This is a genomic window from Paenibacillus sp. J31P316 (genome assembly GCF_056269105.1).
Genome location: NZ_JBWDNI010000008.1, coordinates 45,058 through 59,633, shown reverse-complemented (window position 1 = coordinate 59,633; position 14,576 = coordinate 45,058). Strand labels below are relative to the sequence as shown.

Annotated in this window: 11 protein-coding genes; 9 read left to right on the top strand and 2 right to left on the bottom strand. The window is 58.0% G+C overall.

The features are described 5' to 3' along the window. Nucleotides 1–200 precede the first annotated feature (200 nt). The 9 genes from AC0YNU_RS21680 to AC0YNU_RS21640 all read left to right on the top strand — a co-directional run bounded on the left by AC0YNU_RS21680 (nt 201) and on the right by AC0YNU_RS21640 (nt 10,782). Nucleotides 201–1,052: a phosphogluconate dehydrogenase C-terminal domain-containing protein gene (locus AC0YNU_RS21680; RefSeq protein ID WP_475760509.1), complete on the top strand. Its 852-nt coding sequence runs from the start codon at nt 201–203 to the stop codon at nt 1,050–1,052. Nucleotides 1,053–1,059: 7 nt separating this feature from the next. After that, on the top strand, nt 1,060–2,109 hold the full coding sequence (locus AC0YNU_RS21675) for a Gfo/Idh/MocA family protein (RefSeq protein WP_475760507.1): 1,050 nt from the start codon (nt 1,060–1,062) through the stop codon (nt 2,107–2,109). Between the two features lie 25 nt (nt 2,110–2,134). After that, nucleotides 2,135–2,881: an amidohydrolase family protein gene (locus AC0YNU_RS21670; protein ID WP_475760505.1), complete on the top strand. Its 747-nt coding sequence runs from the start codon at nt 2,135–2,137 to the stop codon at nt 2,879–2,881. A 204-nt stretch (nt 2,882–3,085) separates the two neighbouring features. Continuing rightward, complete coding sequence (locus AC0YNU_RS21665) at nt 3,086–4,030, top strand: nucleoside hydrolase (RefSeq protein WP_475760503.1); 945 nt, start codon at nt 3,086–3,088, stop codon at nt 4,028–4,030. A gap of 363 nt (nt 4,031–4,393) precedes the next feature. Next, entirely contained in the window at nt 4,394–5,104 is a 711-nt protein-coding gene (locus tag AC0YNU_RS21660) for a GntR family transcriptional regulator (RefSeq protein ID WP_475760501.1), read from the top strand. A gap of 32 nt (nt 5,105–5,136) precedes the next feature. Further along, entirely contained in the window at nt 5,137–5,895 is a 759-nt protein-coding gene (locus AC0YNU_RS21655) for an SDR family NAD(P)-dependent oxidoreductase (protein ID WP_475760499.1), read from the top strand. Nucleotides 5,896–5,935: 40 nt separating this feature from the next. Then, on the top strand, nt 5,936–7,888 hold the full coding sequence (locus AC0YNU_RS21650) for a DUF8034 domain-containing protein (protein WP_475760497.1): 1,953 nt from the start codon (nt 5,936–5,938) through the stop codon (nt 7,886–7,888). A gap of 68 nt (nt 7,889–7,956) precedes the next feature. Continuing rightward, a complete protein-coding gene (locus AC0YNU_RS21645; RefSeq protein WP_475760495.1) occupies nt 7,957–9,186 on the top strand; it encodes an enolase C-terminal domain-like protein in 1,230 nt (409 codons plus the stop codon). A gap of 291 nt (nt 9,187–9,477) precedes the next feature. Continuing rightward, on the top strand, nt 9,478–10,782 hold the full coding sequence (locus AC0YNU_RS21640; protein WP_475760493.1) for a glycoside hydrolase family 140 protein: 1,305 nt from the start codon (nt 9,478–9,480) through the stop codon (nt 10,780–10,782). A gap of 229 nt (nt 10,783–11,011) precedes the next feature. On the opposite strand, the gene AC0YNU_RS21635 is transcribed toward AC0YNU_RS21640, so the two are convergent. Further along, a complete protein-coding gene (locus AC0YNU_RS21635; RefSeq protein ID WP_475760491.1) occupies nt 11,012–12,784 on the bottom strand; it encodes a cache domain-containing sensor histidine kinase in 1,773 nt (590 codons plus the stop codon). Beyond that, nucleotides 12,781–14,382, bottom strand: a complete 1,602-nt coding sequence (locus tag AC0YNU_RS21630; RefSeq protein ID WP_475760489.1) for a response regulator — start codon at nt 14,380–14,382, stop codon at nt 12,781–12,783. Before AC0YNU_RS21630 ends, AC0YNU_RS21635 begins: the two co-directional genes overlap by 4 nt. Between the last annotated feature and the right edge of the window lie 194 nt (nt 14,383–14,576).

Sequence of the window (14,576 nt, the reverse complement as noted above, 5' to 3'; positions counted from 1 at the left end):
TGAAGCGGGCGTTTCCGCGGAAATATTGCATTTAGCATAGCAGGAAACGGCTGGTAGATCAACAGATGATATATAAATTGTATACATTTTGTATTGATCATGTTTTTGTTATCGGTTATGCTAGTGGCATCATCTCTGCGGCAGTCATTTCAATTGGAATGAATCCGCCATCATTTTGATTGGCAAAGGAGCATAAGACCATGAGCAATGCGATTCAAATCGCCGTTCTAGGCGCAGGCGGCAAGATGGGCTGCCGGATAACCGATAATTTGAGGAGAACGGACTACGGACTTCTGCTATGCGAGCAGGCGGATTCCGGCAAAGCACGGCTGGCGGAGCGCGGACTGTCGATAACGCCCAACGAGGAAGCGCTGGCTGTCGCCGACGTCATCATCCTAGCCGTTCCGGACGCCGTTATCGGGCCGTTGTCGAAGACGATCGTACCGTTGCTAAAGCCGGATGCCACCGTCATATTGCTCGATCCGGCCGCAGCATACGCGCAGCAGGTCGTGCTGCGGGACGACTGTCATTTCGTCGTGACGCATCCATGCCATCCGGCCTTGTTCGAGGAGCAGGATTCGCCGGAAGCGCGCAAGGATATGTTCGGAGGCATCTCCGCCAAGCAGGATATCGTAATCGCGCTGCACCAAGGGGAGGAAGAGAAACTGGCGGTCGCCGAGCGAATCTGTATCGCCATGTTTGCGCCTGTTACCCAATGCCACCGCATTACGGTGGAGCAAATGGCGCTGCTCGAGCCGGCAGCGGCAGAGGTCGTCGCGGCCGCCGCGGCTTGCATCATGAAGGAAGCGATGGACGAGGTCATCCGCATGGGCGTTCCCGAAGCGGCAGCCCGTTCCTTCATGCTCGGCCATATCCAAATCCCGCTCGCGATCGCTTTCAACAACGTGAATCCATTCTCCGATGCCGCTAAGATCGCGATCGAGTACGGCTTCGAGAAAATTTTCAAGCCGGACTGGAAGCAAGTGTTCACGAAAGAATCGCTCGATGAAGTGCTGCGCCTGATGCTTCACCTAGACGAGAAGAAGGGCTGAGAAGGATATGGAAAAAATATGGAAGATCGGACTCGTCGGGACCGGCTTCTGGTCGGATAAGCATCTGCAGGCATGGAGCCGGATTCCCGGTGTTCAAATTACCGCGCTGTGCAACCGTTCCGCGGAGAAGCTGCAGCTGGCTGCCGCCAAATACGGCGTGCCGGCAGAGCAGTTGTACAGCACCGTCGACGCGATGCTGGCGAACGCGGATATCGACATCGTGGATATCGTCACTGGCGCGGAGACGCATCTTGAATTCGTGACGAAGGCTGCCGACGCGGGCAAGCACATCATGTGCCAGAAGCCGTTCGCGCCTTCGCTTGCCGAGGCCGAAGAGATGGTTGCGCACGCGCGGAAGCGCGGCGTGCGGCTGATGGTGACGGAGAATTGGCGCTGGCTGGAGCCCTTCCAGACGATCAAGGGCGTCATCGACAGCAGCGAGCTGGGCAAAATCCACGTGGCGCGCTATATTCACACGGACTACTATACGCCGCGGATGGAACCGGAAACCAAGCTGCCGCAGCCTTTCTTCCGGACGATGCCGAAGCTGTTGTTCTATGAGATGGGCGTCCATTGGTTCGACACCTGGCGCTATCTGTTCGGCACGCCGAAACGGCTCACGGCCGAGGTCACACGGGTAAGCGATTATATTGTCGGCGAAGACAGCGGCATCGTGGTGCTGGGACATAACGATTTCTACGGCTTCATGGACATGAGCTGGGCTACGCGGCAGAAGCTGGATCAGCCGCTTGGCGACAGCGTCGGCCCTGTTCATTTGGAGCAGTTTGTCATCGACGGGAGCGAAGGGACGCTCAAAATGTACACCGACGGTACGATAGCGATCGTGTCGAGAAACGGCAGCGAAGAGCGAATCGTCAAGGCGAAGACGGGGCTGGATCATGAGGAAAGCCATTTCCGGCTGCAAAGCCATTTTATCGCGTGCCTGAACGGCGGCGAGCCGTTCCAGACGAGCGGCGAAGACAATCTCGTCACGCTGCGGCTGGCGTTTGCCGTGTATGACAGTGCGGCTGAACATAAGACGATTTCGATATCATAGTCGTCATCAAGGAGTTGGAACCGGTTTGACTATCATTGACGTTCATGCGCACTATGGCTGGGATTATGTGTTCGATGAGGACTTCACGCTTGAGGAGCAGCAGGCTAAGCATGCCGACTTCGGCATCGGCGCGACGATTCTTCAGCCGGCTTCCTGTCATGACTTGGAGCGCGTATCCGCGCAGCATGATGCGATCGCGGCAGCGACCCGGATATTTCCGGGGAAATTTTATGGCATGGCGAACCCGAATCCGCATCTGAGAGACGATATTTATGAAGCCGAGCTGCGCCGCTGCGTCGAGGAACTTGGCTTTATCGGCGTGAAGGTGCACACGTTCGCCCATGCCGTTCATCCCGGCGGCCGCGACGGCACGAAGGTGTTCGAGCTTGCGCGTCAGCTGGGCATTCCGGTGATGGTCCATACGGGAGCGGGTATCCCGTTTGCCAATCCGAGCAATTTGATCGAAGTAGCGGAGCGTTTCCCGGAGGTGCCGATCGTGATGGCTCACTGCGGCATGATGATTATGGCCGGGGAAACGATAGTGGCGCTTAGAAAATGTAAAAATTTGTATGCTGATATTACGTGGACGGCCGGCTTCCAAATCAAGCACTGGGCCGATGAGGTCGGCGCGGACCGGTTCATGTTCGGTACGGACCATGCGGACAATTGCGGCACCGAGCTTGCCAAGATTCGCACCTGCGGACTGAACGAGGAACAGCAGGCTCAGATCCTGCACGGGACCGCCGAGCGGATTTATGGCATTCGCGTTTAGCCGGTGGGCTTGCGAAGCGAGCACGAGACGAGTAGGGAAAGGCCGCCTGGGGCGGTCTTTTTTCTATTGGAATTTGCTGGCGGGAAAGCGGCGCGTTGAAAGAGGAAGTTACAATTGCCTTGAAGAATAGTAAAGGGGCAGAGAGCGCCGAATAGTCTGCGCTTCCTATGCAATCGACAATTTTCAAACATGGGGGAAAACAACGTGACAACGAATCGGATCAACACGGAAACGACGTATGCGCCGCTTCAGCCGGTGCGCATTATTTTGGATACGGATATCGGACCGGATTGCGACGACGCAGGCGCGGTCGCGGTTCTGCACGAGCTTGCCTCGCTCGGAGAAGCGGAAATCGCGGGCATGATGCACTGCACGTCCAGCCGCTGGGGAGCGGGATGCCTGGATGCGCTGAATGTCTATTACGGCAGGCCGGAGATTCCGGTCGGTACGTTGAAGGAAACCGGCTTCCTGGATGATGACGCCCCGTATGCCAAGTACAACAAGGGCGTGACGCTCGGCTATCCGAACCGTTACCGGGAGAAAGCCGCACCGGACGCAGTCGGGGAGTACCGCAGGCTGCTCGCGGCTGCCGGCGACGGGGAGACGGTCATCGTCGCGATCGGGCCATTGATCAACCTGATGCTCCTGCTTCGGTCGGCTGCCGACGAGGTGTCGCCGCTTAACGGAACGGAGCTCGTCGCGCGCAAGGCGAAGCATCTTGTCGTCATGGGCGGTCGATTCCCGGAAGGCCGCGAATGGAATTTCGAGATGCATCCTGAAGCGGCAGCCTACGCGATTGCCAATTGGCCGACTCCGATTACCTTTACCGGCTTTGAAATCGGGGAAGTGATTATGACCGGTGCGCGGCTCTACACCGACCTGTCGGCGGAGCATCCCGTGCGCAAGAGCTATGAGTGGTACGTCGGAGACGGGAAGACGCGCAACAGCTGGGATCTGACGGCGGTGCTGTTCGCTGTGCGCGGCCATGCGCCTTTCTGGGAGCTCGTGCAGGGGACGATCGAGGTTGACGGGGAGAGCGGATCCAATACGTGGCGGGACGAGGCCGGTGGCCGGCATGCGTATCTGAAAGCCAAGGCGGACGTGAGCGAAGTGGCGGCGCAATTGGATGAACTCATGAGCAGAAAGTAAGTCTGGAGCGCTCCGGGAGGGGCGCTTTTTTTATTTTCTGCCGCTCCTCTAGGGGCCAACCCACAAAGGGACGGGATTTGTGCTTCTCGCAACCTGTAAGGTCGTTCCGCCAACGAGAGCTCCCAATTTATGTCTTACGTGCAACTTTGGGAGAAAATCCGGCATTCGATAGTTTTACAAGCACCAGAACAAACCTTTGATACGTGACAAGCGTCTGACAAATGATCTAGCAAATCAATCTGAAATGTTAAAAAGTGGTTGACGAGCGTCATATCGTTCATTACTATAATGTTGTATACAACATCCAACATGCAACGCAGCTTAGCGGCTTACCCGTACAGCGGCAAGAGAGGAGGCCAAGCCTTGGAATCGAACGACAATGGACAGAAGATGCTGGATAAGCTGGTCGTCAGCAATATGTGGGATCAAACCTATCACATTTTGAAAGAAAACATTTTGTCCCGGCAATTCCGCGCCAACGAGAAGCTGCTCATTCCGCAGCTGGCGGAGCAGCTCGGCGTGAGCCGCACGCCGATTCGCGATGCGCTTAACCGGCTGGAGATGGAGGGGCTCGTACGTACGGTATCGAAGGTCGGCACCTTCGTCAGTCCCGTGCAGGAGAGCCATGTGAACGACATCATGGACAGCAGGCTCATGATTGATCTATGGACGCTGGAAGTCATCTCCAAGACGGATGCGGATGTGCTGACCGAACAGATGGCAACGCTCGATACGCTCATGGCGCAAGCCGCTGCGGCGGCTGCCGAGATGGAGCACTTCGATCCGCTGCAGTCTCGCTACGACCTCGAGTTCCATCTGGCATTCGTCCGTCTCGGCGGCAATCTTAAGAATGTCGAGCTCTACAAGTCGCTCATGAATGTCCGGTATTTGAATTTGGGCGAGCGGCACGTCACGCCGGCGATGGTCAGGCTGGCTTTCGAGCAGCATCTTGCCGTATATTGGGCAATCGGCGCTAGGGATTTCGCGGCGGCCAAGCAGGCGATCGAGGCGCATATCTCCTATTCGCGCCATAATATCCTGGCCGTTATCCAGGAGAACGGCGGAACTCTCTGAAGAATGAAGTAACTAGGCGAGGAGTAGATGCAATGAATGGAAAAACAGCAATCGTGACGGGCTCGACGAGCGGGATCGGCGAAGCGATAGCCATCAAGCTGGCTTCGCAAGGCGTAAGCGTGCTTGTCACGGGGCGCGATGCGGAGCGCGGCGCCAGGGTCGTCTCGGACATCATAGGAAGCGGCGGGAAAGCGCGCTTCCTTCAGGCCGATCTCGCCGATCCGGTTACCCCGGAGAAGCTTGTGGCGGATGCGTTGGACGCTTGGGGCCGCATCGACATCGTCATAAACAACGCCGCGATGGTGTGCAACAAGTCGTTGACGGAAGTCACGCACCGGGATTGGGACCGGTTATTCGCAGTGAACGTGAAATCCGGCTTCTTCCTTATTCAAGCAGCGCTGCCGCACTTGAAGGCTGCCGCTGGAAACGTCGTCAACATCAGTTCTATCAATGGAGTTGCAAACGATTACAATAACCTCGTCTACGATACGATGAAGGCTGCCTTGAACCATATGACCCGCGGACTTGCCCTGGATCTGCTCAAGGAAGGCATCCGCTTCAACGCGCTTATGCCGGCGGGCGTGGCGACGCCGCTTCTAACCGCCTGGTTCCAAGAGAAGCTGGGCGACGAGCATGCGGCCAAGCAGGCAGCCGAAGAAATCTTCCATGCGCCGGACGTCGGCAGGCCCGAGCAAATCGCCGATGCGGCCGCATTCCTCGTCAGCCCCGCAGCCTCATGGATCAACGGGGCGGTCATCCCGATCGACGGCGGCTTCCACATCCATTCGTAACACCGCAATCATTTCGATCCGAAAGGTCGTGTCCATTCGAATGAGTTCCCCATCCGTTAACCTTACAACGAGCATCACGGCATCTCGCCGCGGTCCCGCGCCGTCCTGGGCGGCCAAGCAACGGCAATTATTCGATCTGTTGAACGAGTCCGCAAAGAAGTTTATCGACCGCTACACGCGTCCGGACGGCACGCTGATATGGCGTGGAGACTGGCCGGGCATGGACGGCTCCGACGATCCGTACGAAGGCTTCATGAACCTGGCGCTGCTTCACGCGCTGGGCGGAGACGACTGGCTGCATGAAGCTTCCCGGCGCGTCTGGGAAGGCATTACGTGGCAGTGGACGGAATACGGCCAAATCCACCGGGAATTCGACGCTTATTACGATTGGATGCATCACGGCGAGGGCTACCTGTATTTCTACTTCCTCGGGCTGGCAGGCCCGGCGACGCTGAAGGACCGTCAACGCGCCGTCCGTTTCGCGAATATGTATACGGGCGACGACGAGGAAGCGCAGAACTTCGACAAGGAGAAGCAACTGATCCGATCCCCGCTGAACGGCAGCAAAGGCCCGCGTTTCGAGACAAGCCGCGAGGATTGGTCGACGCATCGCGGTATTTTGGATAACTATTTGGCTCCCTATGAAGATATTCCCGGCGTGGATTTCGCTTCCCGCTTGTGCAAATGGAGCGACGATACGATCTACGACCACCTCATCGCGAGGATGAATGAACGGATGAACCGCGGCGACGTGCCGCTGAACCTGAACGCGACCGGACTCGTGACGAACGCCTTCATGCATACGGCGGACGAGCGCTACGGCCAGTGGGTGCTGGATTACCTTGCTGCTTGGTGCGAGCGGGCGGAGCGCAACGGCGGGATTATTCCGGACAACGTCGGACTGAGCGGCGAAATCGGCGAATACAATGATGGCAAATGGTGGGGCGGCTATTATGGCTATCGCTGGCCCCACGGCTTCATGACGATCATTGAGCCGATTACGAACGCGACGATGAACGCGGTTCTCCTTACCGGCGATATGGCGCATCTCGGACTGGCCCGCCGCCAGCTTGATCTGAACTGGTCGCTGCGCAAGGAAGAGAACGGTGCCATCACCGTGCCGCATAAGCATTTCGACGCGGGCTGGACGGATTATCGCGGAGCAACGGTGAAATATCCGGTCTATCTGTGGACGGTGTCGATGGCGGACGAAGACCTCGAGCGCATTCATCGCATTCCGAAGCTGTACGATTGGAACGAGATTATCGTACCGAACGTTTCGGGCAAAGACGGCAAGCTCGGCCGCGAGACGAAGCATTACATCGTGAACACGGAGCCTTGGTTCCAGTATATCCGCGGAGAGCTGCCGGATTATCCGGACCGCGTGCTGGACGCGAATTTCCAATTGATCGTTCGCCAGCTGGAGCGGATGGATTCCCCGATCGGCGATCCGTCGGCGTGGCCCGTCGACTACAACGATGACGATTTCTCCAGCATCCACATCTGGCAGGAGCTCTGTCCCGTCTATATGGAAAGTCTCGTGCAGCTGACCATGGGCGGACCGATGCATATCTCGCACGGCGGCCTTCAGCACGGAAGATTCCGGTATTATGACGCGGACCGCAAGCGCGTCGGTCTTCCGCTGGATACGGCGGCGCTGGTCGAGAAGCTTGGCGACAAGTCGGCGACGCTGCAGCTCGTCAACACGTCCCAATTCGAGACGCGTACCGTCGTCGTGCAGGGCGGAACGTTCGGCGAGCATCGCATCGAATCGGCAACGGTGCTTGACGAAGCCGACGATGCGGGGGGCGGAGCAGAGGGAAGCGCGAACGCTGTTGAAGTCGGCAGCAAATGGCTGCAGGTGGAGCTTCCGCCGGGAACGTCGATCCGCCTCGAGCTTGCCATGACCCGCTATGCGAACAAACCGACCTATGACGGTCCGTGGTCGCCGCAGTCGAACGAGCTGCTGCTCCAAGGACGGACGCAGTACTAAACGTCAAGCAGCCTGACGTAAGCGAACGAAGCGCCACGCCCACTTCATTGCCAATGGAGGAGAGAATCATGGCCAAAATCAAAGAAATCCGGATTATCCGAACCCGTCACGACACCAGCTGGACGATCGTGAAGGTCGTCACGGACCAGCCGGGCCTGTACGGCATCGGCTCGGCAAGCGATATCTTCAACCCGAAGGCGGTCATCGCGGTCATCGAAGAGCTGCTCGCGCCGATGCTGGTCGGACAAGAGGCAGGACATATCGAGGACATTTGGCAGCAGATGCATCAAAGCGGTTACTGGCGCAGCGGCTCCGCGCTTAGCACGGCGATGGGCGGCATCGACATGGCGCTGTGGGACATTAAGGGCAAGGAAGCGAATATGCCCGTCTACAAGCTGCTCGGCGGACCGTGCCGCGCAGCGGTGCCGTGTTATGCGCATGCAGGCGGCAATACGTACGAGGAGCTTGAAGCGGATGTGCAGCGCTATCTGGACGAAGGCTATCGCGTCATCCGCTGCCAGCTCGGCGCTTACGGAGGCGGCGGATTCATCAGCGCCGCGGAAGCCGGGCTCCCCGAGGAGGCTTGGCATGGCGCTTCTTCGCAGGCATTCGACGAAGCCGCGTATTTGGATACGATCCCGGAGATGTTCCGCAAGCTGCGCGACAAATTCGGTTATGGTATCAAGCTGACGCATGACGTGCATGAGCATTTGAGTCCGACGGCTGCAATCACGTTGTCGAAGCTGCTTGAGCCCTATCGGTTGTTCTTCCTGGAGGACGTGCTGCCGCCCGATCAGATCGGCTGGTTTCCCCATATTCGCAAGCAGGGCACGACGCCGCAGGCGATCGGGGAGCTGTTTACGAATCCGCATGAGTGGGTGCCCTTGATCACGGATCGTCTGATCGATTTTATCCGGGTACGGGTGTCCAAGGCGGGAGGCATCACGCAGTGCCGCAAGATCGCCGCGCTTGGCGAAGCCTTCGGCGTTCGAACGGCTTGGCAGGAAGGCGGCGACAATGATCCCGTCAACCAGGCAGCGGCGATGCATCTGGATCTGGCCATTTGGAATTTCGGCATTCAGGAAGAGAACCATTTCCGGCCGGAAGAATTGGATGTCTTCCCGGGCCATGCCGTGCTGAAGGGCGGCTATCTATATGCCAATGACAAGCCGGGCCTCGGCATCGATATTGATGAAGAGAAGGCTGAGGCGCTGATCGGGGAGAAATGGCGAGGGGGAAGCTACCACAATCCTTATCCCATCGACCGTCAGGCGGACGGCACGATCGTTAGACCGTAAGCAGGGCATGCGTATCGTTCTAGCGGCGTCGCGGCATGCAGGTAATAGTAGGTGAAATTCAACCGGCCGGTACACGCCTCAAGCGTGTGCGGGCCGGTTTTTTGTACGGTTACGAAATAGTAGTCGAACGATGAATATATTTATTGTATACATATTGTGTACTTATTTCGAATGTGATAGTCTGAAACTGCGGCTGCTTACGGTCGTCCTTCATCTTGAACTACCGCGAGCAGATTCGATCAGTCATTCATTCCATCATCCATCTAATTACGGGAGCGTGAACGTAAAACCATGACGAAGCCATTGCAGCGTCTGAAGGTGAGCGATAACAAACGATTTTTGATCCAGGAGGACGGAACGCCTTTCTTCTGGCTGGCCGATACGGCCTGGGAGCTGTTCCACAAATTAAACCGCGAGGAAGCGGATGTCTACTTAGAGAATCGTTTCCGCTTGAAATTCAACGTCGTGCAGGCGGTCGCCTTGGCGGAATTCGACGGCGTCAAGACGGCCAACCCTTACGGCCGCGAACCGCTGAAGAGGGACGCCGAGGGGCAATATGATCCGTCGCAGCCCGATGTCGAAGGGGAAGAGAATTACTGGACGCATGTCGATTATATCGTCGATCAAGCGGCCGCGCACGGCTTGTACGTTGCGTTTCTTCCGACATGGGGGGACAAGTATCACATGGCCGGCTTCGGCAAAGGACCGGAGATTTTCAATGGCGAAAATGCGCAGACGTACGGACGCTGGCTCGGCGAACGGTACGGCAACCGCTCCAATATTATATGGGTGCTCGGCGGCGACCGCTCGCTGATTATCCGCAACCACTTCGAGGTCAACAACGGACTGGCCGCGGGCATCAGGGAAGCCGTAGGCGATTCCCAGCTTATTACGTTCCATCCGTGCGGGAACGCATCGTCCTCCCATCATATGCATCATGAACAGTGGCTCGACTTCAACATGATTCAATCCGGCCACCATGAGCAGATTCGCGAGAATTACAAGCACGTGAAGGCGGATTACGACAAGCTGCCGATCAAGCCGACGGTGGATGCGGAGCCGGCTTATGAGGACCATCCCGTCAATTTCAACGCCTCGCGCGGTTATTTCGACCAAGCCGACGTTCGGATCGGCGCTTATTACGGCGTATTCGCCGGCGGATTCGGCACGACGTACGGGCATCACAGCATCTGGTCGATGACGACCGAACCGGGGGCTTATTTCATCATGACCTGGCAGGATGCGCTGAACCGTCCGGGAGCGACGCAAATGCAGCATTTGCGAGACTTGCTCGAATCCCGTTCTTACTTGGACCGGGCGCCGGACCAAAGCCTGATCGCGGGCAACCTCGAAGGCGCGAACTACATGGTCGCGACCCGCGGCGAGAAATACGGCTTGATCTACAGCCCGAACGGCATTCCGTTCCGCGCTTCGCTGGGCAAGCTGCCCGGCAGCAGCATCGAAGCCTCCTGGTTCGATCCGCGCACCGGCGAATATACCGCCATCGGCAGCTTCGAGAACACCGGCGAAGCAGCGTTCACGCCGCCGACGAGCGGCAGGGGCGCCGACTGGGTGCTTGTGCTGACGGCCGTGTAATAACCGGCTGCGGCAGCCGTATCCGTCTTTCGCGCTGCTCGCGCATACATCGACAAACAAACGCCCGCCATGATGCAAATCGCATTTGGCGGGCGTTTTTGGCATTGGGGGCTTGGCGGCTCGGCGTAGTCCGGTCGGCGGCATGAAGCGGGTGCGCACGAAATCTGGTCAGCGGCAGCCCTGCCAAGCAAAACCGCGCCACGCCAATGTCAGTCGGCTTGCCCCCGTGTTAGTGCGCCGCGCGCCTGACGACGATCGCCGGCAGCGTGATGCGTACCGTCGTGCCGCGGCCGGGCTCGCTCTCGTAAGAGAGCCCGTAGGCGGCGCCGTATTGGAGCTGGATGCGCTCCTGGATGTTCTTGATGCCGTAGCCGTGGAACTCGTCCTTCGTTTCCCGGTCGAGAATCCGCGCGACGATGTCCGGCGGCATGCCGGCGCCGTCGTCCGCGACCGTGAAGACGACGATGTCTCCCTTGCGCGCGCCGGAGATCCGGATCGCCCCCGACTTGGTCGGGCTGCGGAGTATGCCGTGCAGAATCGCGTTCTCCACGATCGGCTGCAGCGTGATTTTCAGCATCTCCATCGATAGGATGCCTTCGTCCACGTCGAGCTCGAGGCGGATCTTATCCTCGTAGCGGAGATTTTGCAGCGTGACGTAAGCCTTCACATGCTCGATCTCATTGCGAACCGTGATGATGTCGTCGCCCTTGCTTAATCCGATCTTATAGAACGTCGACAGCGACTGGATCATCGTCTCGATCTCGGCGTTGCCGCTCATGACGGCCGACCAGTTGATCATGTCGAGCGAGTTGTACAGGAAGTGCGGATTGATTTGGGATTGAAGCGAACGGAGCTCCAGCGACTTGATCTTCTTGCCGGTCTCGAACCGCTCCTCGATCATGGCGGCCATCTCGGCGACCATGTAATTGAAGTCCTGCGAGATTTGGCCGATCTCGTCCTTCGACGACACCCGGATGCGGGTATTGAAGTCGCCGCCGGTGACCTTGCGAATGTTCTTGGCCAGATGCTTCAGCCGAAGCGCGCTGGAATTGAACCATAGATACGCGAGCATGAAAGAGATGACGCCCGTGACGAGCAGCATCAGAATCATGTAGAACCGGATATCGTTGCCCGTCGACTTGATCTCGCTGTACGGAATGATGGAGACGAACGTCCAGTCCGAATTGGCGATCGGCTTGGATAAGGTCAGGAACTCCTCCTTGCCGGCCCGGATATCGTTGTTGCTCTGGCCGCCCTGCGCAGCGGCTCCGGCTGCGTCCAACAATTCGCGATTCGCCAGCAGCGCCTCGTTCCCGGAGGCGGAGATGAGATCCCCGCTGCCATTGACGATATAAGAGAGCCCGGTGGAAGTGACATTCGCCTGCTTGACGATATCGTTCACGACGGGCTTGCGCATATCGATGCGGATCACGCCGTCGGTCACGTTGTACATCTTGATCGTAATCCGCCTGGCGAGCGAAATAATGCCCGCGCCGTTGTTAGGCTCCGTCGCGAACCGCTCCGGGGCGATCCAGGTCACGACCGACTTCGATGCTTTTAGCTCCTCGTACCAGGGCAGGCCATCCAAGCCGCGGAACACGAAGAAATGGTCGTTATCGTACGAATAGCCCGGAATATCGCGGATATACAGCCGGACGCGCAGCACGTCGGTATTGCGCTCGATTTGGTTGAAGAGCGTGGTCAGGTTGTTCTGGTCGATGTTCTGCTGGATGAAATCCTCGTCGTAGATCGCCGGGTTCGCCGTATGGATGTCCTGAAGCGTTTTATCGAAATAGATGATGTCGGTCGCGTTCACCAGATTGCCGAGCTTTGTCTCGAGGTACGTCTCCGACTGGGCTAGCGCGTTCCGCGAGGTACGCAGCATGTTCGCTTCCATCTGGGTGGAGACCCGCCAGTACGTAAGCCCGGTCAAAATGACGAGCGGAACGAAGATAAGGACCAAGTAAGAGAACAGCAGCTTCGTCTTGATGCTGACCGTCATTTCAACGCGTTCTCCCGATAGTCCGACGGGGTGATGCCGGTTATTCGCTTGAACGTCTTGGTAAAATATTTCACGTCGTTATACCCGGTCCGCGAAGCGACCTCGAGCAGCTTGACGCCCCGGTCGGCCAGCAGCTCCTTCGCCTTGTCGATCTTGTACGCATTGAGGTAATCGTTGATCGTCTGGCCGGTATCCTTCTTGAAAATCTGGCTGAGATACGTCGGCGTCAGATGCAGATGGCCCGCGATATCGCTGATCGTGAAGCCGCCGTTCCGATAGTTGCGCTGAATGTAGCGGATCGTCTCATGCACGACGCGGCTCTTCGAGCCGACCGAAGCGACCGCTGCGAAATATTCCCGCACCTCCGATTCCAGGAAAGCGAGCAGCTCGTTCAAGGTCAGGGCATCCGTCACCCGATGCCATAGGTATTCTTCCTTCCGTTCCTCCATGTATCGGCCGAGAAATTTGTTCTGCGCTTCGCCGTAGAGCGCCAGGAGCAGCTTGTAGAACAGCATTTTCACGTCGTCGACCAGCAGGTCGTCCTGTCTGCGGATCGCGGCTGAGATCGTCTGAATGAACGGGAAGACGGCTTCGTCGCATGTCACGAGATGCTGCGCGAACTTCGGATCCAGGTCTTCATCGAGACGCGCAGGCGCATGCTGCCGATCCTCGAACGCGGCGACGCGGCCGTTGCCCAGGAAGAATACTTTCTGCACGGCCGTTAACGCGGATTGATACGAGAGATGGACCAGCGCCATGCCTTGGACCGGACGTCCGATGCCGGCGAACAGCGGATGGCCGCTGCCCGTGCCGCAGCGATGCGCGAAATCCGAGCTGATCCGCTCGGCCGCGGCGCGGAGATCATCCACGCGGAGCCTATTCGCGAGCAGGATATGCAGCACGAGATGCGTGCCGTCGATCGTGCCGGCCAGCGCGGTGATGCGCAGCCCGTTCATCGTTTGCGAGATGGCCTCATAGAGACTGCCGCGCAGCTCCGTCGTGCGCTCGACCGGGACGTCGGGCGCGAAATTAATACGGAATAAAACGCTTACATAATTGCCGTTCGCAGGCAGCTCGTAGCCGGATGCGGCAAGCAGGCGGCTGATGTCCTCCGCGTCCGGACTGCCCTGCGCGAGATGGACGGCGAAGTCCCTTTGCAGCAGCCCGATGCTCGTCTCGAGCTTTGCGGCGGCCTCGGCGAGCTGCCTGTTCTGCTCCGCTTCCATGCGGCACGCTTCGGTGACCGTCCGGATGCAGGCTTCCAGCTCCTTGACGTTGATGGGCTTCTCGATATAACTGACCGCCTTCAGTTGGATGGCGGCCTTCAAGTATTCTTTGTCCGAGTAGCCGCTGATGAAGATGAATTTGCAATGCGGCAGCTCCGCCTGCACCCGCTGCGCCAGCTCGATGCCGGTGACGGTCGGCATCCGAATATCGGACAGCACGATGTCCGGCTTGAAGGCAAGCACGGTTTCGAAGGCCGTATGGCCGTCGTCCGCCTCGCGGATCTCGCCGATCCCGTAGCCGGCCCAGGGCAGGCACATTTTCAGTCCGTCGCGGGTTCGTTTCTCGTCGTCCACGATCAACAGTTTAAGCATGTTCGCATCTCCTTATGGCATGGAATTCCGTATCTCCAACATAGCAGATTCCGCTTGAGGCCTACAAGGCGAACATTCGACAGTCAATAGAATAGTGCACCAAATCATACATCCGTGACCTGTTGGAAGTGCTTTCATGTCCCTATAATCAAGGTATGCAGTCCCAAACGACGACGGAAAACGAAAGCGAGCTG